19 protein-coding genes are annotated in these 20,587 nt (G+C 71.7%); 11 read left to right on the plus strand and 8 right to left on the minus strand.

Annotation, left to right across the window (positions count from 1 at the left end):
- Window positions 1-21: 21 nt before the first annotated feature.
- Window positions 22-1,230 (plus strand): NlpC/P60 family protein, encoded by a 1,209-nt coding sequence (locus ACFT9I_RS33845; protein WP_382570863.1) that lies wholly within the window; start codon window positions 22-24, stop codon window positions 1,228-1,230.
- 30 nt (window positions 1,231-1,260) lie between these two features.
- On the opposite strand, the gene ACFT9I_RS33850 is transcribed toward ACFT9I_RS33845, so the two are convergent.
- Genes ACFT9I_RS33850 through ACFT9I_RS33870 form a run of 5 tightly spaced genes read right to left on the minus strand, consistent with a single transcriptional unit; the run spans window position 1,261 to window position 6,974 of the window.
- Window positions 1,261-2,508, minus strand: coding sequence for a styrene monooxygenase/indole monooxygenase family protein (locus ACFT9I_RS33850; protein ID WP_382570865.1), 1,248 nt, complete (start codon window positions 2,506-2,508; stop codon window positions 1,261-1,263).
- Window positions 2,509-2,553: 45 nt separating this feature from the next.
- The gene (locus tag ACFT9I_RS33855) at window positions 2,554-3,219 is read right to left on the minus strand and encodes an ATP/GTP-binding protein (protein WP_382570866.1); all 666 of its coding nucleotides are present in this window, start codon (window positions 3,217-3,219) and stop codon (window positions 2,554-2,556) included.
- Complete coding sequence (locus tag ACFT9I_RS33860) at window positions 3,200-3,676, minus strand: DUF742 domain-containing protein (RefSeq protein ID WP_382570867.1); 477 nt, start codon at window positions 3,674-3,676, stop codon at window positions 3,200-3,202. The genes ACFT9I_RS33855 and ACFT9I_RS33860 overlap by 20 nt, the downstream gene beginning before the upstream one ends.
- Window positions 3,673-4,155, minus strand: coding sequence for a roadblock/LC7 domain-containing protein (locus ACFT9I_RS33865; RefSeq protein ID WP_382570868.1), 483 nt, complete (start codon window positions 4,153-4,155; stop codon window positions 3,673-3,675). Before ACFT9I_RS33865 ends, ACFT9I_RS33860 begins: the two co-directional genes overlap by 4 nt.
- Window positions 4,152-6,974 carry a nitrate- and nitrite sensing domain-containing protein gene (locus tag ACFT9I_RS33870; RefSeq protein WP_382570906.1) on the minus strand — a complete coding sequence of 941 codons (2,823 nt, stop codon included), beginning with the start codon at window positions 6,972-6,974 and terminating at the stop codon, window positions 4,152-4,154. Before ACFT9I_RS33870 ends, ACFT9I_RS33865 begins: the two co-directional genes overlap by 4 nt.
- A gap of 522 nt (window positions 6,975-7,496) precedes the next feature.
- On the opposite strand from ACFT9I_RS33870, the gene ACFT9I_RS33875 reads away from it, so the two are divergent.
- A complete protein-coding gene (locus tag ACFT9I_RS33875; RefSeq protein WP_382570871.1) occupies window positions 7,497-8,279 on the plus strand; it encodes a hypothetical protein in 783 nt (260 codons plus the stop codon).
- 115 nt (window positions 8,280-8,394) lie between these two features.
- Here the strand turns inward: ACFT9I_RS33875 and ACFT9I_RS33880 are convergent, their stop codons facing one another.
- Complete coding sequence (locus ACFT9I_RS33880) at window positions 8,395-8,889, minus strand: MarR family winged helix-turn-helix transcriptional regulator (RefSeq protein WP_382570874.1); 495 nt, start codon at window positions 8,887-8,889, stop codon at window positions 8,395-8,397.
- A gap of 229 nt (window positions 8,890-9,118) precedes the next feature.
- Here ACFT9I_RS33880 and ACFT9I_RS33885 point away from each other — a divergent pair, with 229 nt between their 5' ends.
- Window positions 9,119-9,964, plus strand: a complete 846-nt coding sequence (locus ACFT9I_RS33885; RefSeq protein ID WP_382570878.1) for a lysozyme — start codon at window positions 9,119-9,121, stop codon at window positions 9,962-9,964.
- Between the two features lie 78 nt (window positions 9,965-10,042).
- On the opposite strand, the gene lon is transcribed toward ACFT9I_RS33885, so the two are convergent.
- The gene (gene lon, locus ACFT9I_RS33890) at window positions 10,043-12,496 is read right to left on the minus strand and encodes an endopeptidase La (RefSeq protein ID WP_382570880.1); all 2,454 of its coding nucleotides are present in this window, start codon (window positions 12,494-12,496) and stop codon (window positions 10,043-10,045) included.
- Window positions 12,497-12,716: 220 nt separating this feature from the next.
- Here lon and ACFT9I_RS33895 point away from each other — a divergent pair, with 220 nt between their 5' ends.
- Window positions 12,717-13,862 carry an NAD(P)/FAD-dependent oxidoreductase gene (locus ACFT9I_RS33895; RefSeq protein ID WP_382570882.1) on the plus strand — a complete coding sequence of 382 codons (1,146 nt, stop codon included), beginning with the start codon at window positions 12,717-12,719 and terminating at the stop codon, window positions 13,860-13,862.
- Between the two features lie 52 nt (window positions 13,863-13,914).
- Here the strand turns inward: ACFT9I_RS33895 and ACFT9I_RS33900 are convergent, their stop codons facing one another.
- A complete protein-coding gene (locus ACFT9I_RS33900) occupies window positions 13,915-14,358 on the minus strand; it encodes a MarR family winged helix-turn-helix transcriptional regulator (RefSeq protein WP_382570909.1) in 444 nt (147 codons plus the stop codon).
- Between the two features lie 113 nt (window positions 14,359-14,471).
- On the opposite strand from ACFT9I_RS33900, the gene ACFT9I_RS33905 reads away from it, so the two are divergent.
- From ACFT9I_RS33905 to ACFT9I_RS33935, 7 genes are all read left to right on the plus strand, one after another.
- Window positions 14,472-15,119, plus strand: a complete 648-nt coding sequence (locus ACFT9I_RS33905; protein WP_382570885.1) for a GNAT family N-acetyltransferase — start codon at window positions 14,472-14,474, stop codon at window positions 15,117-15,119.
- Window positions 15,119-16,180 carry a DUF3626 domain-containing protein gene (locus tag ACFT9I_RS33910; RefSeq protein WP_382570887.1) on the plus strand — a complete coding sequence of 354 codons (1,062 nt, stop codon included), beginning with the start codon at window positions 15,119-15,121 and terminating at the stop codon, window positions 16,178-16,180. The genes ACFT9I_RS33905 and ACFT9I_RS33910 overlap by 1 nt, the downstream gene beginning before the upstream one ends.
- Before the next feature lie 19 nt (window positions 16,181-16,199).
- Window positions 16,200-16,613 carry a hypothetical protein gene (locus tag ACFT9I_RS33915; RefSeq protein ID WP_382570890.1) on the plus strand — a complete coding sequence of 138 codons (414 nt, stop codon included), beginning with the start codon at window positions 16,200-16,202 and terminating at the stop codon, window positions 16,611-16,613.
- 394 nt (window positions 16,614-17,007) lie between these two features.
- A complete protein-coding gene (locus tag ACFT9I_RS33920; RefSeq protein WP_382570893.1) occupies window positions 17,008-17,763 on the plus strand; it encodes a spermidine synthase in 756 nt (251 codons plus the stop codon).
- A gap of 109 nt (window positions 17,764-17,872) precedes the next feature.
- On the plus strand, window positions 17,873-18,610 hold the full coding sequence (locus ACFT9I_RS33925; RefSeq protein WP_382570896.1) for a response regulator transcription factor: 738 nt from the start codon (window positions 17,873-17,875) through the stop codon (window positions 18,608-18,610).
- Window positions 18,611-18,852: 242 nt separating this feature from the next.
- Window positions 18,853-19,908, plus strand: coding sequence for an ATP-binding protein (locus ACFT9I_RS33930; RefSeq protein ID WP_382570911.1), 1,056 nt, complete (start codon window positions 18,853-18,855; stop codon window positions 19,906-19,908).
- Window positions 19,909-20,209: 301 nt separating this feature from the next.
- On the plus strand, window positions 20,210-20,587 hold a 378-nt coding region (locus ACFT9I_RS33935; protein WP_382570899.1), incomplete at its 3' end, for a hypothetical protein.

Genomic DNA, 20,587 nt, shown 5'->3' on the forward strand with positions numbered 1-20,587 from the left:
CCCGCAAACGGAGGTGATGGTGTGTCAGGCAGACTCCTGCGGTCCGTCTGTACGGCGGCTCTCGCCGTCCTGGCGGCGCTGCCGTGCGCCGCGCCGGCCGGCGCCGAACCTGCTCCCGACGACGGCGCCCCGCGCAGCGTCTCCGAACTGCTCACCGAGATGCGGAAGCTGTACCAGCAGGCCGAGGAGGCCACCGAGGCGTACAACGCCACCGAGGTGAAGCTCACCGCCCAGCAGGCCAAGGTGAAGAGTGTCGGCGCGGGGCTCACCGGCGCCCGCGAGGCGCTGGTCCGCAGCCGCGCGCAGATCGGCCGCCTGGCGCGTCAGCAGTATCAGGGCACCTCCGAACTCTCCTCCTACGTGCAGCTGTTGCTCTCCGACGACCCCCAACATGCCCTCGATCAGAAGCATCTGATGGACCGTGCGCAGCGTGACCGGCTGTCGACCGTCGCGCGGCTCACCAACGGCGAGAGGCGCGCCGACACCCTCGCCGACCGGTCCCGGAAGGCTCTCGACGAGCAGAAGTCGCTCGCCGCGAAGCAGAAGAGGCAGCGCGACGCCGTCCGGACGAAGCTGACGGACGTCGAGAAGATGCTCGCCTCGCTCACCACCGAGCAGATCGCGGCCATCGCCGAACGCGAGGACGCCGACACCGACAAGGCGCAGGAGAAGCTGATCACTTCGGGCGCGCTCGGCGACGCCGCGAGCGCGCCGGGGGACACCGTCGCGACAGAGGGCACGGCGAGCCTCGGCAGGAGTCTCCGGGCGCCGTCGGCCGAGGGCGGCGAGGCGCTGACGTACGCCGTCGAGCAGATCGGCAAGCCGTACCTGTGGGGCGCGGAGGGGCCGGAGTCGTACGACTGCTCGGGACTGACCTCGCGGGCCTGGTCACGCGCCGGGGTGAGCGTGCCCCGGACGAGCCAGGAACAGTGGGCCGAGCTGCCCAGGGTGAAGCTGAGCGAGCTGCGCCCCGGCGATCTGGTGGTGTACTTCCCGAAGGCGACCCATGTGGCGATGTACCTCGGCGACGGGAAGGTGGTCCACGCCCCGCGCCCCGGGGCCCGCGTGAAGGTCTCCCCCATCGCGTCGAATCCGCTGCTCGGTGCCGTACGGCCCGATCCGGACGCCGGGCCGCTCGACCTGGAGTCGTACGAGCCGCCGGTGCTGCCGCCGGGCGCCGCGGAGGGTGCCGACACCGGCAACAACTCACCCACGGCACAGGCGGGTTGAGGCAGCCGCGTCAGGGCGCGTAGGAGCGCGTCAGCCGGTCGCGCCCTCGCCGCCGACGGCCGCCAGATACGCCTCGGTCTTCTCGGCGTCGTAGAAGAAGTTCTCGAAGTCCGCCGGATCGTTGAAGCCGTTCGCGAACCGGTCGGCGACCGGCTGGAGTCGGCCCGCCGCGGCGAACATGTTCAGCACGTGCTCGGGCGGCGGGGCGAGCATCGCGTTCGTCCACCTGGTGGTGTGCCGCGCGCTCTCCCAGTGCCGGTCGAACGTCGCCCGCATCCACGCCTCGTCGAACTCCCGGTCGCCGTGCGACACGATCGACTCCAGGTACGAAGCGGCGCACTTGGACGCCGAGTTGGAGCCCTGCCCGGTGAGCGGGTCGTTCGCCACGACGACATCGGCGACGCCGAGGACGAGTCCGCCGCCCGGCAGCCGTCCGACCGGGTGCCGCACGACGGGCGTGTAGCGGCCGGCCAGCGTGGCGTTCGCGTCGGTCAGCTCGATCTTCATGGCGCGGGCGTACTCCCAGGGCGTGTAACGCTCCATCAGCTCCAGCGTCAGCGAGAGATGGTCGGCCGGATCCCTGATGCCCTGGAAGGCGTCGACCGGGCCGCCGGGTATGCCCTCCCAGAACAGGATGTCCGCGCGGCCGGTGCCGGTCAGTGTCGGCATCACGAAGAACTCGCCGACGCCGGGCACGAGGTTGCAGCGGACGGCGTCGAACCCGGGGTGCTCGGGGCGCGGGCCCAGCCCGTGGACGTACGCGACGGAGAGCGCCCGCTGCGGTGTGTCGTACGGGGAGCGCGCGGCGTCCCTGCCGAACATCGCGACCAGCTCGCCCTTGCCGGCCGAGACGAGGACGAGGTCGTACACGCGGGAGAAGTAGTCGAGATCGGACACCGCCGCGCCGTGGATGACCAGTTGGCCGCCGCGCTGGGCGAACGTCTCCATCCAGCCGGCCATCTTGACCCGTTGGTCGACGGACTGGGCGAACCCGTCCAGCTTGCCCACCCAGTCGATCGCGCGGGAGGAGTCGGGCGCGGCGACGGAGACACCGAGGCCCTCGACACGCGGGGCCTGGGACTCCCAGAAGCCCAGCTGGAGATCGCGTTCGTGCTGGAGCGCGGTGTGGAACATGCACTGGGTGGACATGACGCGGCCCGACCGGATCTCGTCGGGTGTCCGGTTGGACAGCAGGGTGACCTCGTACCCGTACGACTGGAGTCCGAGGGCGAGCTGGAGGCCGGACTGTCCGGCACCGACGACGAGTATCTTCCGCATGGCGGGGGGTCTCCGTTTGTTGCTGCCTGCTTACCGGCTGTCAGGCTATTCGGATACCGCTTCGAGGGCGTGGCCCACCAGTGCGAGCAGCGATTCGACGACGGTGATCCGTTTGCGCGCGTCCATGATCATCACGGGTACGCGCGCGGGCACGGACAGCGCCTCCCGTACGTCCTCCGCCTCGAACGACTCGGTGCCCTCGAAGTGGTTGACGGCGACGACGTACGGCAGGCCGTAGCTCTCGAAGTAGTCGAGAGCCGGGAAGCAGTCGGAGAGCCGGCGGGTGTCTGCCAGGACGACGGCGCCGATCGCGCCGCGCACCAGGTCGTCCCACATGAACCAGAAGCGCTGCTGGCCGGGGGTGCCGAAGACGTACAGCACGAGGTCGTCGTCGAGCGTGAGGCGGCCGAAGTCCATCGCGACGGTGGTGGAGGTCTTCTCGGGGGTGGCCGTGAGGTCGTCGGTTGCCTCGCCGGCCCGCGTCATCACGGCCTCGGTACGTAGCGGCCTGACCTCGGAGACCGATCCGACGAAGGTCGTCTTGCCGACGCCGAAGCCGCCCGCGACCACGATCTTGGTTGCCACGGGCGCTCTGGTGCGGTCCAACTGCCAGTCACGCAGACCCTCTTCGGCGGCATCCGGGCCGGCGGACACGTCAGAGCGGGTGGGCACCTCAGATCCGGCGGACACGTCAGAGCCGGCGGAGTCCACCCAGCACCCTTTCCAGCAGCGCCCGGTCCGGGTGGCCGCTGTCGTGGCCGGTCCCGTACACGCGGATCTTGCCCTGGTCGGCGAGGTCGCTGAGCAGCACCCGGACGACTCCCAGCGGCATCTTGAGCAGCGCCGAGATCTCGGCGACGGTCCGCATCCGTCTGCACAGCTCGACGATGGCGCGCATCTCCGGCATACCGCGCGGCGGCGGGGCGCCGCCACCGCCACCGCCACCAACGCCCTCACCGCCACCGCCGTCGTTCGCCAGCTCCTTGCGCTCCTCCGCGGCCTCCAGTGCGGCGACGAACGTCTCGACCAGCAGCACATGGCCGAAGCGCGTCCTGCCGCCGGTCAGCGAGTACGGGCGTACGCGCGCGACGCGGCGTTCGGGGCCGCGCCCGGGAAGGCCGCGGGCGGAACGCCCTCGGGCCGATCCGGACGCGGACACCGATGTCATCGGGCGCTCTCCATCGACTTGCGGAGCTCACTGCGGAGTTCGGGGGTGAGTACGTGTCCGGCGCGGCCCACGAACATCGCCATGTGGTACGCCACGACGTGCATGTCGCAGTCGGCGCCGGCGTGCAGGCCGAGCAGCGAACCGTCGCTGATCGACATGACGAAGACGCTGCCCTCGGCCATCGCGACCATCGTGTGCTTCACGCCGCCGCCGTCCATCAGTTCGGCCGCACCGAGCGTGAGACTGCTGATGCCGGAGATGATGGTCGCGAGGTCGGCGCTGGAGCCGCGCGGGCTCTCGCTCCCGCCCGCGCTGTCCGCGGCGTCGTGCTGTGCCGGGTCCGAGGAGAGCAGCAGCAGTCCGTCCGACGAGACGACCGCGACGGAGCGCGCTCCTCGCACCTCCTCCACGAGATTCGTCAACAGCCAGTGGAGATTGCGGGCTTCACTGCTCAGTCCGAATGTGCCGGTCGCCGTCAACTCCGTGCCTCCTCGACAGTTTCCCCCGTCTCATCCGTACGAGTGTCGGTCCTCTCCGCCGCGTCCTGCTGCCGCGGTACTGAACTGCTCTGCGCTGAACTGCTCTGCTTCCGCACTTCGGTCTGCTCCAAAAGCTCGGCGTCGGCGTCGCGCCTGCCGTCCTTGGCCCCTCGGTGGAATCCACCGAGCCTGCGGCGCAACGCGTCGGCGTCGACGCTACCCGGCCGGTCGGCCGTCGTGGCGGCGGGCTTGAGGACTTTGGGAGTGCGCTTCGGCAGACCCTTGTCGGTGACGGCTTCGGTGACGGCTTCAGCGGGCGCCTCGGCGACGGGCTCGGCGAGCGATTCCGACTCGCCCGTACCGCCCGCCTCTTCGACGTCGTCCGCGAGGTCGGCGACGTCAGCGACGCGCTCGTGCGCGTCGGGACCGATGGCGTACGGGTCGTCGGCGGGCGCCTCGTCCTCCGCCGCGCCGCCGTCCGTCACCAGCGGGTCCCGGTCCGAACGCCCCGGCAGCATGTTGGAGTTGGCCTCCGCCGCCGACCCCGGCAGCAGCAGCGTCGGCGCCGCGCCCGTGGTCGTCACCTGGTGCGGGGCCGCGATCGGCGGGACCGTCGGAAGCAGGGCCCCCGGCAGTACGACGACCGCCGCGAGCCCGCCCTGCTGGTGCTCGCGCAGCGTGACCTCGACGCCGTGGCGCGAGGCGAGCAGCGCCACGACGCGCAGGCCGAGACCGTCACCGTCGGCGCCACTGTCGGCGCCACTGCCGGCGTCGCCGTCGGTACCGGTGGTGAGCCGCTCGTTGAGTTCGGCGATCCGCTCCGCCGCCATGCCGATGCCCTTGTCCTGCACGGAGAGCATCACGTCACCGCTCTCCAGCAGCCAGCCGGAGAGCTCGACCTGGGCGTCGGGCGGCGAGAACGACGTGGCGTTCTCCAGGAGTTCGGCGACGAGATGGCTGATGTCGTCCGCCGCGAAGCCGGCCAGCTGGGCGCGCGGCGGCAGTGACAGGATGGTGACCCGCTCGTACTTCTCGATCTCGCTGACGGCCGCGCGCAGGACGTCGACGAGCGGTACGGGGCCCGGGTAGCCCCCGCCGGGCTCGTGCCCGGCGAGCATCAGCAGGTTCTCGCTGTGCCGGCGCATGACCGTGGCCAGATGGTCGATCTTGAAGAGGACACCGAGCCGGTCCGGGTCCTGCTCGCGCTCCTCCAGGCTCTCGATGACGCCGAGTTGACGTTCCACGAGGCCGAGCGTGCGCTGCGACAGATTCACGAACGTGTGGTGGACGGTGTGCCGCAGCGCTTCGAGCTGCGCGGTGATGTCGGCGGTCCGCTGCTGGAGTTCGGTGCGCTGGTCGGCCAGCGCCTGCCGGGCGCCGATCAGTCCGGTGCGGTCGCTGTTGAGCTTCTCGGCGCGCGTGGACACCTCGACGAGCTTGGCGTGCAGGCTGTTGAGCGACCGTACGACCTGGCCGAACTCGTCGTTGCGGCCGGTGAAGCGGACGGGTTCCTCGGTCGCGGGCTCTGCGGCGAGGCGGGCCGCGCCGATACGGAGGACGGCGAGCGGCCGGGTGAGCGTACGCGCGACGGCGGTGGACGCCCCGACGGCGACGATCAGCAGACCGCCGAGGAGCGCGATGCTCACCTCCAGCGAGGTGACTTCGTCGTCGCGCAGCCGCTCCAGCCGCTTGAGCTGGCCGGAGCCGATGCCGGACTCGACGCCGCGCATCTGCTCGATACGGCTGGACAGCGACGACTCGACCTTCTCCTGATTGGCGTCGCGGTCCTTGTCGGAGAGTTCGGGGCTGTCGGCGAGGCTGGACAGGTACTTCTCCGCCGCGGTGACCTCGGGCCCGGTGACGGTGGTGGCGAGGGAGTCGCGCGCCACGGCGCCCGCGGACTGGTCGAAGTCGGCGAGGGAGGCGAGTTCGTGGACGCGGGACTGCTGGGCGGCGGCGCTGAGCGCGTCGCGTGTGCGGTCGTTCTCGGCGGCGTCACCGTCCTCCTTCGGCTGGACCGGGAGGCCGGTGAAGGGGTCGTACTGCGGTGCGGCGCTCTTGGGCTCGGGAACGGCGAGCGCGCCCAGCAGCAGGCCGCGGGTGGCCGACGCCTGCTCGACGGCGCGGCCGAGCGCGGCGGGGGCGCGGGTGCCGTCGGCGGCCTCGGGGGGCGTCTTCTCGGCCACCTCGTCGCTGACGGCGTGCAGTTTGGCGATGACGTCCGTGTACGCCTGGTACGCCTCAAGGGCCGTGCCCTTGCCGGTGAGGGCGGTGCGGCGGATGGACGGGACGGTGGAGAGGTCCCTGCGCAGGCCGGGAGAGGCGGCGGCGTCGATCTCGTCGATCTGCCGGTCGACCCGGGTGGCGGGGGCGCCGCCCGGCGCGCTTCCGGCCTCCTCATCACCGTCGGCCTTGTCACCGCCGGCCTTGTCACCGCCGTCGGCCTTGTCGCCACCGTCGCTCTCGGGCTCCTCGCGGCCCCCGGCGATATGGACGACGACTTCGTCCCGCTCGTCGGCGAGGGAGTGGGCGAGGACGGCCGTCTGCCGGTTCAGCTCGGCGAGGGTGACCAGGCGCTGGGCGTCGGTCAGTTCGGACGAGGCGCCCATGACCGCGGGCATACCCGCCGCCACGACGGTGACGCCGACGACGGCGACCGCGACGACCAGCCGGCTGCGTACGCGTACGGGCTTCCCGGCGGGAGCCGCGGTCACGTCGACCGCACCGGCCGCACCGGCCGGCACCGCCTTACGGGGCTCTGTCGAGCCCTGGGACCCGCCGCGCGTGCCGCTCTTGCCCCGAGGCCGCTTCTTCTGCACCGGTGCTCGCATTCTCGACTCGTCCGCCCATGAAGCGGAGATGACGTCCGGTCACACCCGGATAACCCCTCCACCCCTGGCACGGCTTCCGACCATTCCAGCGTTTTTCGGAGGGGGCGCGTATCGGCCGCTCCGCCACCTGAACGAGTGAACATCAAGGAGGAGTTGGCGAACAACTCGCGCGGGCGCGCGGCACGGATGCGCACGGTGGGGCGGTTGGAACTTACGCGTGAGCTTTGGCAGGATGCCGGGCCGCATCGTCGCGGAGCAGGTCATTCCGGCCATCCGGAGGCCCGGCACCGGCGCCCACGCGAAGGAGAGAGTACGCCGGGTACATCGCGGTGCGGGGAGATGCCCCGGCGTACGCGGAAGCGTACGGACGGGAGCTTGAGGGGACTCCGAGGGGAGCCCGAGGCGCGCACGGCGCGTGCAGGAGGCGTGCACACGGCGTGCCCGTCGTACGCGGACGCGCGGAAAGCGCCGGACGGAGCCGGGGCGGGGCTCTCGGGCAGACTGGGGTTCATGCGCATCGACATCGCCACCGCCCCCGGCAGCCACCCCCGCCCGAACGAGGACTGGACCGCCGTGGCCGCGCCCTCGGCGGGCAGCGGCGGCACGCTCGTCGTGCTGGACGGTGTGACGCCTCCGCAGGGCAGCGACGGCTGTGTGCACAGCGTCCCGTGGTTCGCCGCGCGACTGGGCGGGGCGCTGACCGAACTGTCCGCCTCACGGCGGGAGATGACCCTCGCCGACATCCTCGCGGAGTCGATCGGACGCACGGCCGACGCCCACCGTTCCACGTGTGACCTTTCTCACCCCCGTACGCCGCAGGCGACGGTCGTCATGGCGCGCTGGGACGCGGACACGGTCGAACATCTCGTCCTCTCGGACTCGACGCTCCTCCTGGAGTCGCCGGACGGCGAGGTGCGGGCCGTCGTGGACGACCGGCTGGACCGGATCCCGCGGGCGGTGCGCCGCCAGGCCGCCGCGACGGACGCGCTGCGCAACGCGGAGGGCGGCTTCTTCACCGCGGCCGTCGACCCGGGCGTGGCGGCGAAGGCCGTGACAGGGCGGACGCCCGCCTCGGAGGTACGCACCGTCGTGGGTCTCACCGACGGCGCGGCGCGCTGGGTCGAGATGTTCCGGGAGGGCGACTGGGCGGACTGCCTGGCGCTCGTCAGGAAGAGCGGACCGCAGGAGCTGATCGACCGGGTACGGGCGGCGGAGTCGGCGGACCCGGACGGGGTGGCCTTCCGGCGGTGGAAGCCGTACGACGACGCGACGGTCGTGTACGTGGAGCCGTAGGGCCGCCCGCCTTTCGGCTCCGGGCACGGGCCCGCCCTGCCCCCGACTTCCGCCGCCCGACTTCCGCCGCTCGACTTCCGCCCCGCCCCGCCCCGCCCCGCCCCGTCAGGCTCTCTCAGCTCTCCGCGCGCGCGTTCAAGTGGTGCAGCAGTCGCGCCAGTTCGGCGACCTCCGCCCGGTCCCAGTCCGCCAGCTTGCGCACGTACCGCTCGCGCCGCGCGTCCCGCACCCGGCGGAAGCGCGCGACCCCCTCGCCGGTGAGGCGGACCAGCGAGGCGCGCCCGTCGGCCGGATCGGGCTCGCGCGTGACCAGCCCGAGCGCTTCCAGCGCGTGCAGTTGACGGCTCATCGTCGCCTTGCCGACCCCGAAATAGACGGCGAGATCGGTGGCCCGCTGATGACCGGTCTCCTCCAGCCGTACGAGAAGTCCGTAGGCGGCCGGCTCCAGTTCGGGGTGGACCTCGCGGGCCATTTCACCGGAATTGGCTCTGGCGCGCCGCAGGAAGACGGCCAACTCACGCTCCAGCGCCAGGAATTCGTGGTCCACATCACTTTTCCCGGCCGGTTCGGGTTCATTCGCCGTACTGTCTCCGTGCACGTCAGCACCCATAACACCCATCGCGCGCTTTCCCGCTCCTGAAAGTTTTCCGTCGCCGGGGCCCATTGCCGCAGCTCGGTCATTATTTCGCAGGTTTATACCAACGGCAGCGGCCTGAGGGCCTTCCGCCGCTCCGTTCCACCCACGTAGCGTCGTCCGCAGCGCGAGTGTTGGCATGTCCACACCACGACCTGTCGACACGTCATGAGCTCCCCCCTCGAAGGTTCTCGGAGGCACGAACATGTCCGTGCACAGATCCGATACGACAGGTCGCTCCCGCCTCACCCTGGCCGGCGTCCTCCTCGCGGCTCTCGCTCTCGTCCTCACTCTGCCGGGCGCCGCCGGCGCCGACAGCGCCCCCCGTACGTCGGACATCCCCCCACGCGGCTCGGCCCACATGGGCATGGGCGTCATCGAGCACGACGGCCAGGGAGGCACCCCGGCCACCGGGGACCGGGCCGTGCAGACCGAGGGCGTCGACGTCTCCAGCCACCAGGGGAACGTCAACTGGGCCTCCCTCTGGAGCAGCGGCGTGAAGTGGTCGTACGTGAAGGCCACGGAGGGCAACTACTACAAGAACCCTTATTTCGCGCAGCAGTACAACGGCTCGTACAACATCGGCATGATCCGTGGCGCCTACCACTTCGCCACTCCCAACGACTCCAGCGGCGCCAACCAGGCCAATTACTTCGTGGACGGTGGCGGCGGCTGGTCACGCGACGGCAAGACCCTGCCGGGCGTGCTGGACATCGAGTGGAATCCGTACGGCGCCGCCTGCTACGGCAAGACACAGGCGCAGATGGTCGCCTGGATCCGCGAATTCCTGAACACGTACAAGGCGCGCACCGGCCGTGACGCCGTGATCTACACGGCCACCAGCTGGTGGACCCAGTGCACGGGCAACTACAGCGGCTTCGGCGCCACGAACCCGCTCTGGGTGGCCCGTTACAACACCACGGTGGGCGAACTCCCGGCGGGCTGGGGCGTCTACACGATGTGGCAGTACACCTCGACGGGGCCCATCGTGGGCGACCACAACAGGTTCAACGGCGCGCTCGACCGGGTCGTGGCGCTCGCGAACGGCTGACGGGGTACCGGCACGCGTACGAGGTGGACCCCCGGCGCCGGGGGCCGGGGGTCCACCTCTCGCGTGGCCGGTGTGCCGTTACGCGGCGACCGGGATGTCGGCCGGCCCCGGCGTCGACGCCGTGGCCGTGGCCGTGGCCGTGGCCGTGGCCGTGGCCGACGACAGCGCGATCTCCAGGACTTGGCGCACATCCGTCACCGGGTGGACCTCCAGCTTCTCCAGGATCTCGGCGGGGACGTCGTCCAGGTCCGCCTCGTTCCGCTTCGGGATCACGACCGTCGTGATGCCCGCGCGGTGCGCGGCCAGCAGCTTCTGCTTCAGACCGCCGATGGGCAGGACACGCCCGGTCAGCGAGACCTCGCCGGTCATGGCGACATCCGTACGGACCTGGCGTCCGCTCAGCAGCGAGGCGAGCGCCGTCGTCATCGTGATGCCCGCGCTCGGGCCGTCCTTGGGCACCGCGCCCGCCGGGAAGTGGATGTGCACGCCCCGGTCCTTCAGGTCGGCGACCGGCAGTTCCAGTTCGGCGCCGTGCGAGCGCAGGAAGGAGAGCGCGATCTGCGCGGACTCCTTCATGACATCGCCGAGCTGTCCGGTCAGGGTGAGACCCGAACCGCCCGTCTCCGGGTCGGCCAGCGACGCCTCCACAAAGAGGACGTCTCCGCCCGCTCCGGTGACGGCCAGACCGGTGGCCACGCCCGGCACCGCCGTGCGGCGCTCGGCCGGGTCCTGGGCGGACTCGGGCACATGGTGCGGCCGGCCGATGAGGCCGCGCAGATCGCCGTCTCCTACGGAGAGGGGCAGTTCGCGCTCGCCCAGCTCGTGCTGTGCGGCGACCTTGCGGAGCAGTCGGGCGATGGAGCGCTCCAGGTTACGTACGCCCGCTTCGCGGGTGTACTCGCCCGCCAGCTTGCGCAGCGCCTCGTCCTCCAGCGTGACCTCACCGGTCTCCAGACCGGCCCGCTCCAGCTGCCGGGGCAGCAGGTGGTCGCGTGCGATGACGACCTTCTCGTCCTCGGTGTAGCCGTCGAGGCGGACCAGCTCCATACGGTCGAGCAGGGCCTCCGGGATGGACTCCAGGACGTTCGCGGTGGCGAGGAAGACCACGTCGGAGAGGTCGAGTTCGACCTCCAGGTAGTGGTCGCGGAAGGTGTGGTTCTGTGCCGGGTCGAGGACTTCGAGGAGGGCGGCGGCCGGGTCGCCCCGGTAGTCGGAGCCGACCTTGTCGATCTCGTCGAGCAGGACGACCGGGTTCATCGAACCGGCCTCCTTGATCGCCCGGACGATACGGCCCGGAAGCGCGCCTACGTACGTACGCCGGTGGCCCCGGATCTCCGCCTCGTCCCGGACACCGCCGAGCGCGACGCGGACGAAGGACCGCCCCATGGCGTGCGCGACGGATTCTCCCAAGGAGGTCTTGCCGACGCCGGGCGGGCCGACGAGGGCGAGGACGGCGCCGCCGCGGCGGCCTCCGACCACACCGAGACCGCGGTCGTCACGGCGCTTGCGGACGGCCAGGTACTCCGTGATCCGTTCCTTCACGTCGTCCAGGCCGGCGTGCTCGGCGTCGAGGACGCGCTGGGCGCCCCGGATGTCGTACGCGTCCTCCGACCGCTCGTTCCACGGCAGTTCGAGGACGGTGTCCAGCCAGGTGCGGATCCAGGAGCCCTCGGGGCTCTGGTCGGACGACCGCTCCAGCTTGTCGACCTCCTTGAGCGCCGCCTCCCGGACGTGCTCGGGCAGATCTGCGGCCTCCACGCGGGACCGGTAGTCGTCGGACTCGTCCCCGGGGTCGCCGTTCAGCTCGGACAGTTCCTTGCGTACGGCGTCGAGCTGGCGCCGCAGCAGGAACTCCCGCTGCTGCTTGTCGACGCCCTCCTGGACGTCCTTCGCGATGGACTCGGCGACGTCCTGCTCGGCGAAGTGCTCGCGGAGCTGGTCGGTCGCCATCTTCAGCCGGGCCACCGGGTCGGCGGTCTCCAGCAGCTCGACCTTCTGGGCCGTGCTGAGGAACGGCGAGTAGCCGGCGTTGTCGGCGAGCTGCGAGACGTCGTCGATCTGCTGGACCCGGTCCACGACCTGCCAGGCGCCGCGCTTCTTCAGCCAGTCGGTGGCGAGAGCCTTGTATTCCTTGATCAGTTCGGTGACGGAACCGGGCAGCGGGTCGGGCACGGTCTCGTCGACGTGCAGCCCCTCGACCCAGAGGGCCCGCCCGGGCCCGGTCGTACCGGCGCCGATCCTGACGCGGCCCCTGCCGCGGATCAGGGCGCCGGGGTCGCCGTCGGAGAGCCTGCCGACCTGCTCGACGGTCCCGAGGACGCCGGTCCCCGCGTAAGCCCCGTCGAGGCGCGGCACGAGCAGCACCTTCGGCTTTCCCCCGTCGGAGTCGTCGCCGGCGGCCGCCTGGGCGGCCTCGACGGCGGCACGTACTTCGGTGTCGGACAGGTCCAGCGGCACCACCATCCCGGGCAGCACGACCTCGTCGTCGAGCGGCAGCACGGGCAGGGTGAGCGGTGTGGACATGGCAGCCATGGTCTCCCCTTCGGCAGTCAAAACTTGAGCTATGTGGACTCAATGCTTGTGAGCCTGCCGTTGTTCCCCGGATACCTGGGGAGGGTGTTCGCTCTGAGCGATCGAGGTCCACGCCGACCCCTGAGCCGACGGCGCCTCGACGCCCGCTTGAAGTTCGCACTACGAACTAATATGGTTCGTGGCACGAACTAATATGTCATGTGCGTGGGGAGCTGATGAGATGAGCGGGACAAACAGCGGAAACGGGAGCGGGACGAGCGGCGCGCGGCCGACCGTCGTGGTCGTCGGTGGGGGATACGGCGGGTCCGCCGTCGCCAAGGCGTTGGACGAGGGGACCGATGTCGTCCTCGTTGAGCCCAAGGACGCGTTCGTACACGCCGCCGGATCGTTGCGCGCGCTGGTTCAGCCGGACTGGGCGGGCAACATCTTCTTTCCGTACGACAAGCTCCTGAAGCGCGGCAAGGTCGTCCGCGAGCGGGCGGCGTCGGTGGACACGGGCGGGGTCACCCTGGCGTCCGGCGCGCGCGTGGACGCCGACTACGTCGTCCTGGCCTCCGGCTCCGGCTATCCCTTTCCGGCCAAGATGGACACGGACGTCACCGCCGAGGCGCTGGAGCGGATACGGGCGGCGCACAAGGAACTGGCGGGCGCGGAGCGCGTACTGATCGTCGGCGCCGGGCCCGTCGGGCTGGAGCTGGCGGGCGAGATCAAGGCCGTATGGCCGACGAAGCGCGTGGTGGTCGTGGACCCGGCCGAGCAGCTGATGCCCACCTTCGCGCCGGAGATGCGGGACGACCTGCGCCGGCAGCTCGACGCGCTGGGTGTGGAGCTGCGGCTGGGCACGGCGCTCGCGGAGGAGCCGTCGAGCGGGCCGGGGCGGGCGGGGGCGTTCACCGTCGCGACGGTGGGGGCCGGGGAGCTGTCCGCCAACATCTGGTTCCGGTGCCACGGGGTGACCGTCAGCGGTGACTACCTCGGCGGGGAACTGGCCGGAGCCCGCACGCCCCAGGGCCACCTCCGTGTGACCGACACGCTCAACCTCAGCGCGCGCGGCCGTGTCCACCCGCACATCTACGCGCTCGGCGATCTCACGGACCTCGCCGAGTCGAAGATGGCGGGGTACGCGATGCGGCACGCCGAGGTCGTGGCGGCGAACATCCTCGCGCAGGTACGGGGCGAGGAACCGGCCTCCGTGTACCGGCCGTCCCCGGTCCCGTCGATCCTGCTGCCGCTGGGCCCGAGCGGCGGTGTCGGTCAGGTGCCGACGCCCGAGGGGCCCTCCGTGCTGGCGGCGGAGGCGGTGTCCCAGTACAAGGGGGCGGACCTGTTCACGGGCCGGTTCGTGGAGCTGTTCGACACCGCGTGACGGGCTGCGCGTGGCCGACGCCGCCTGACCTGTCTGACCTGCCGGGACGCCCTCAGCCGCCGGAGGCCGGGGCCTCGACGAAAACCGCGGGCACCTCGTTGTCGCGCACCACCCGGGCGAGCAGTTCCGCGAGGCGGTCGCGGTCGGGTGCGTCGAGGCCCGAGGGCAGCATCTCGATGGCACGGCAGGTCGCCTCGTAGAACTCGTCCACGAGCACGCGCCCCTCCTCGGTGAGCGCGACCCGCACCGCACGCGCGTCCTGCGGCTCCGCCTCGCGCCGCACCAGACCGCGCTGCGCGGTCCGGTCGACCAGCCCGGTGAGGCTCGACTTCGCGAGCCCGAGCATCGCGCCCAACTCGCTCATCCCGTACGGCTGCGGCATCAGCACGCAGAGCAACTGCCCCTGCTGCGGCGGCAGTCCGAACTGGCGGCTCACCTGTGCGTAGACGGCGTTCACCAGGAACGAGGAGCGCACAAGCGCGGTGACGACCCCCATACGGTCAGTCTCAGCCTTAGCCATACGGCCAGAATACGGCTCCGCCGCCGCTCCGATTCCCGCCCGCGGGAAAGTACTCGCGCGCGGACGGGAGCGTGCGCTGTAATAGCCCGATGGATAGTTCAACCATTACGTCTGCGTGGGTCGCGGGATGGGCCGTCTCCCGCTCGGCACCGGCGCCGGTCGTGGAGCCGTGGGGCTACCGCATCGACGTCGGACTGCCCGGCCATGTGTTCCGCCACGTCCTTCCCGAGCCCGACGCCCCCTCCGTACGGAAGCTCTGCGAGACCATCACCGAGCCCGGCGCCTGGCTGAAGGTGCTCGCGCCGCCGGAGTTGGTCGCGGAGTGGATCACACCGGGCTGGACGGTGCCGGACGACCCCGGCCACATGATGTTCCACGCGCTGCGCCGCTCCCCCTCCCCGCCGGTCCCGCCCGCCGGCTACACCGTGGCGACGGAGACCCGCGACGGCGTCCTCCGGGTGCGGGTGACGGCCCCCGACGGCTCCCCCGCCGCGCGCGGCCAGGTGGTTGCCACGGGCGAGGGCGGGACGGCGGTGGTCGATCAGGTCGAGACCTGGGAGAACCACCGCAGGCGCGGCCTCGGCCGGCTGGTGATGCGCACGCTCGAAACGGCCGCCGCCGACGCGGGCGCCACCACCGGCGTCCTCTCGGCCACCAGGGACGGTCTGGCGCTGTACACGTCGCTGGGCTGGCAGCTCCAGGGCCCGCTCACGGGCGTCGTGCGCGGGACGGACTGATGACGGCGGCGCCACCGGTCCCACCGACCCTGCTGTCGGCCGCCCAGCGCGCGGCGCTGCATCACGTACGCACGCGGGCGGCGGCCGGTCACGGCGCCGCGCTCACCCGGATCGAGGCGGCCCTGGGCGGCCCGGTGGACGTCGAGGCTCTCGTCGCGCCCATCCGCGACCACGCGCGCGTGACTCTCAACTTCCACCCCGACCGGTTCGTCGCGGGCGGGCCGACCGTCGCCGAGTCCCTCGCGCGGGACGGGCGTTACCGCAGCCAGTACGAGACCGGCCTGTCCAACGGCAGCCGCACCGCCCACCCGGGCGGGGCGCGCGACGGCTGGGAGGAGCGGCTGTTCGGGGGCGCGTACCACCGGGGTGCCACGCGCGGGGAACGGCCCAAGTACGGAGCGCTCGATCTGTACGGGCACCCCGACGGGGCGTCTCCGCGCTTCGGGTCCTGTCATGTGCGGCTGCGGCCCGAGGTCGGCGCGCGGGCGACGTACTGCCACGGCGACAGCCACCTCGGGCCGGCGGACATCGGCACGATCGACGCGTTCAGCCCCGTGCTGGCGGGGCTGCTGGCCGAGAGCCCGAATGCCGTCGAGGCGGTGGGACGGCTCCCGTACACGGTCATAGGGCACGAGCCGGGGCGGAAGCTCGACGAGTACGTGGAGGCGCAGGTCCACGGCGACATCGACCTGGCGCGCGACGCGGAGGCGCTGGTGGTCGACCCTTCGTTCCGTGGGACGGACACCGGCCGACTGCTTGCCGTGACCGCGCGGCGATGCGGGATCGCGCTGGAGTGGCATGCCGGATTCGTCCTGGCGCCGGACGAGGTGGACGCGGAGTTCCGGGGCGCGGTGATGGTGCCGTTCGCGGCCCGGGTCTGTCGCTCGTACGGGCGCGACGGCATCCTCGACGCGGAGGTCCTGGGCCGCGCGGCGGCCTCCGTCGTGCGCGAGCCGGGCGCCTGGGCGCGGTGGGGCACACGCGACGAGGTGCTTCAGTACGTCAAGCAGCTCTGGCACGTGCTGGTGCGCTTCGGACGCACAGACAGATGGGCGGCGTGAACCGGTCGCAGCCGCCGGGGTGGTCGGCACGGGGCTGTTCACCCACAGCGAGGAGTTGGAACGGGGCGCCGTACGGCCCTGGTGGCCGCGCCGTCTCGCCCATCTGCTGATCGCGACGACGCTCACCGCCGCGCTGCTCGCGCTCGCCGTGCCGGGCCACTTCGACGCGTACGGCGCCTCGGCGATGGCCCGCAACGTCGTCGGCTCGACCGGCGTCGCGGCGGCGTCCGCGGTGGTGCTCGGCGCCCGGCTGAGCTGGCTGCCGATGATGGTCTACGCGGCCGTCACGTATCTGTCGGCGGGCGGCGCCGGTGCCCTGGCCTGGCAGATGCGGCCGGAGGGAGAGGTACGGGCGTGGGTGACCGCACTGGCGGTGTTCGCCTGCGGCGCGGCGCTCCACGCGTGGCGGGGCACCCGGCCCGAGCGCGGCTAGGGCCTGTCTTCAAAGTAGCGCCGTCCGCCCGCAGGGCGGGGCCCGCGGCGTCTGGTGCGGTGCATCGCAAGGCGGAGGATCATGCTCGTACTGGGCGTACTCGCATGACTCCGACAACGCAGGGGGCACCCCCGTGGCCCCCTCGGGGCCTACGGGGGAGAGGTGCCGTCCAGGCGTCGCGGGCCAGGCGGGACTTTGAAGACAGGCCCTAGCGCGTGTCCGGCGGAGCCGCGGGACCCCGGACGCCGAACAGGCCCCGGACAGCCGTCGAGTCCCGCACGACTGTCCGCCCCGCCCCCGGGCACACGCCCCACGAACCGGTTTGTCGGCACCCCGCGCACCCCGCGAGGATGGCGCCGCACCCGGTCAGCCGCAGAACCGAGGAGACGCCCCCGTGCCCGACCACCCCACGTCCGAAGTGACCGACGACCGCCCCGTCACGCTCGACCGGCGGGACGGCCCTTACGGCGAGGTCGTCCTACGGAGGCGGCCGAGCACCCGCGACGGCGGCGGTGACATCCACGAGATCATCGCCAACGGCATGTTCCTGATGGACACTTCCGACGGCCGCTCCGAGCGCCTGCTGGTCGACGCCGCGCAGGCCGCCCTCTCCCCCGACCGCCGCGACGGCCTGCCGTCGGTCCTCATCGGCGGGCTCGGCGTCGGTTTCTCGCTCGCGCACGCCGCCGCGGACTCCCGCTGGGGCCGGATCGTGGTGGTCGAGCGCGAGCAGGCCGTCATCGAGTGGCACCACGAGGGGCCGCTCGCGCGGATCTCCGGCGCCGCGCTCGGCGACCCGCGCACTGTGATCCTCCACACCGATCTGGTCGATTACCTCCGTACGGAGGCCGAGGTCACGGAGGGCTCCGACGAGCCCTTCGACCGTTACGACGCCCTCTGCCTGGACATCGACAACGGGCCCGACTGGACCGTCACCGACGAGAACGCGAGCCTGTACACGCCCGGCGGACTGGCCGCCTGCCTGGGGCGGCTCAACCCCGGCGGAGTCCTCGCCGTCTGGTCCGCGCAGCCCTCCTCCTCTTTCGAGGAGGCGCTGCGGAATGCCGGTTTCACCGGGGTTAGGACGGAAGAGATCCAAGTTGCCCGGGGAGTGCCTGACGTGGTCCATCTCGCCGTTCGCCCTGCGTAGCCGGGAGCCCTCCGGTGCCTCTACGCTGCTCCCCACACACGGGATCCTCATTCGCATGTGGAATGTGGATCAAGGAACACGGATCGCGGAACGTACCAGGGGCGGGGCGATGGAGCAGACACACACCAGCCAGAACGGGGTCGCGGCCACTCCCGGCGCGCAGCGCCGGGTGCTCGTGGTCGAGGACGACGCGACGATCGTGGACGCCATCGCGGCCCGGCTGCGTGCCGAGGGCTTCGTCGTCCAGACGGCGGTCGACGGCCCGGCCGCCGTGGACGCCGCCGAGGCGTGGCAGCCCGACCTGATGGTCCTCGACGTGATGCTGCCGGGCTTCGACGGTCTGGAGGTCTGCCGCCGCGTCCAGGCGCAGCGTCCGGTGCCGGTGCTGATGCTGACGGCGCGCGACGACGAGACCGACATGCTCGTGGGGCTCGGGGTCGGGGCCGACGACTACATGACCAAGCCGTTCTCGATGCGGGAGCTGGCCGCGCGGGTGCATGTGCTGCTGCGTCGCGTGGAGCGCGCGGCGCTGGCCGCCGTGACGCCGCGCAGCGGCATCCTGCGCCTCGGCGAGCTGGAGCTCGACCACGCGCAGCGCCGGGTGCGCGTGCGCGGCGAGGACGTACATCTGACACCCACCGAGTTCGACCTGCTGGTCTGCCTGGCGAACACACCGCGCGCGGTGCTCTCGCGGGAGCAGTTGCTGGCGGAGGTGTGGGACTGGGCGGACGCCTCGGGCACCCGTACGGTCGACAGCCACATCAAGGCCCTGCGCCGGAAGATCGGCGCCGAGCGGATCCGTACGGTGCACGGTGTGGGGTACGCCCTGGAGACACCGGCGCCATGAGCCGGTCGCCGGGCGGCAGAGGCGAGCAGGACGAGGGTCCGGGGCGTACGGGCCGCAGCGGCCGTACGCCGCGCCCCGCGCGTGCTCCCCGCCCGTCCCGGACGGGCGCGCCCCGGCCGGCCAGGGCCGGGTCCAGAGGCGGCTCGCCGCGCCACGACCCGTCCGGGCACGGTCCCGCGCGGAAGGGCCCCGCCCGGATCAGGGCGGGACACGGGGCGCTGGGCGGACCCGACGCCGGGGGTCTGCGGCCGTTCTCCATCAAGACGAAACTCGGCACGCTCGTCGTGGTCTCCGTGCTCATCACCACGGGTCTGCTGATGGTGGCGACGCGCACCGAGACCGAGCTGCGTTTCATCACGGTCTTCTCCATGATCGCGACGCTGTTGATAACGCAGTTCGTGGCGCACGGTCTGACGGCCCCGCTGGACGAGATGAACACCGTCGCGAAGGGCATCTCGCACGGTGACTACACGCGGCGCGTGAGCGGTGCGGACCGCCGTGACGAGCTGGGCGACCTGGCGTCCACGATCAACCGCATGGCGGACGACCTGGAGGCCGTGGACCGGCACCGCAAGGAGCTGGTCGCCAACGTCTCGCACGAGCTGCGCACACCGATCGCCGCGCTGCGCGCCGTGCTGGAGAACGTGGTGGACGGTGTGTCCGCCGCCGACCCGGAGACGATGCGTACGGCGCTGAAGCAGACCGAGCGCCTGGGCAGGCTCGTCGAGACGCTGCTGGACCTCTCCCGGCTCGACAACGGTGTACTGCCGCTCAAGGCGCGGCGCTTCGAGGTGTGGCCGTATCTGTCCGGGGTGTTGAAGGAGGCCAATCTCGCGGCCTCGCAGCGCGCTCTCAGCTCGGGTTCGGGCAATCACACCCGTACGGACGTCCATCTGCATCTGGACGTGTCGCCGCCGGAGCTGACGGCGCACGCGGACGCGGAGCGGCTGCACCAGGTGGTGGCGAATCTCATCGACAACGCGGTCAAGCACAGCCCGCCGCACGGCCGGGTGACGGTGCGGGCGCGGCGCGGGCACGGTCCTGAGTCGCTGGATCTGGAGATCCAGGACGAGGGGCCCGGCATCCCGGAGCCGGAGCGGCACCGGGTCTTCGAGCGCTTCAACCGGGGCAGCGCGCCGTCGCCGCACGGGCCGGGCAGTGACGGCGGTACGGGACTGGGGCTGGCCATCGCGAGCTGGGCGGTGGATCTGCACGGCGGACGCATCGGGGTGGCCGAATCCGTACGCGGATGCCTCATCCAGGTGACACTTCCGGGAATCCCCCGGGCGCGGGGTTGACGTAGGGTTCGAACCGGAGGCACCGGAAGCGTCCGTTTCACGGGCATTCGGTCGGGTGCTGCCGACGCGGACCCCGTTCGGGGACCGAAAAGGCGGCGTCAACGACGTGGTGCGTCCGTAGTTCCGAGGACAGCTTCAAGGAAACCTGGCTTGTTTCCCGCCAATTCCTGCGCCGAAACCCGCCTTCCGGTGTGACTTGCATGACGTTGCCCCCGCCCGGTCTGCTCCTCTCGGTCCGGTAGGCGTAGCCTTGATTCCCGCTGTCCATCACCTTGTGAAGCGGAAGAGGGCGGTTGCCGCCGTGTCGTCTCAGTCCCCCAGTAACTCAAGCGTCTCGACCGACCGAACGGGGCAGGAAAAGAATCCTGCCGCCGCCTTCGGGCCCAATGAATGGCTCGTCGACGAGATCTACCAGCAGTACCTCCAGGACCCGAATTCGGTCGACCGCGCCTGGTGGGACTTCTTCGCCGACTACAAGCCGGGCAACACCGGTGCGGCGGACAAAACCCCCGAGTCGGCCGCGACATCCGCCGCAGCCGCGGGGGCCGCGGTGAGCGCCGCACCCACCGCCACGACCGCCGCTGCCACGACCACCACCACGGCTCCCGTCGCGCCGGCGAAGCCCGTGGCAGCCGCTCCCGCGCAGGCCCAGGCCCCCAAGGCCGAGTCCCAGGCACCG

Origin of the sequence: Streptomyces sp. NPDC057137, assembly GCF_042670825.1 — a bacterium.
In the GTDB taxonomy this organism is placed as follows: Bacteria; Actinomycetota; Actinomycetes; order Streptomycetales; family Streptomycetaceae; genus Streptomyces.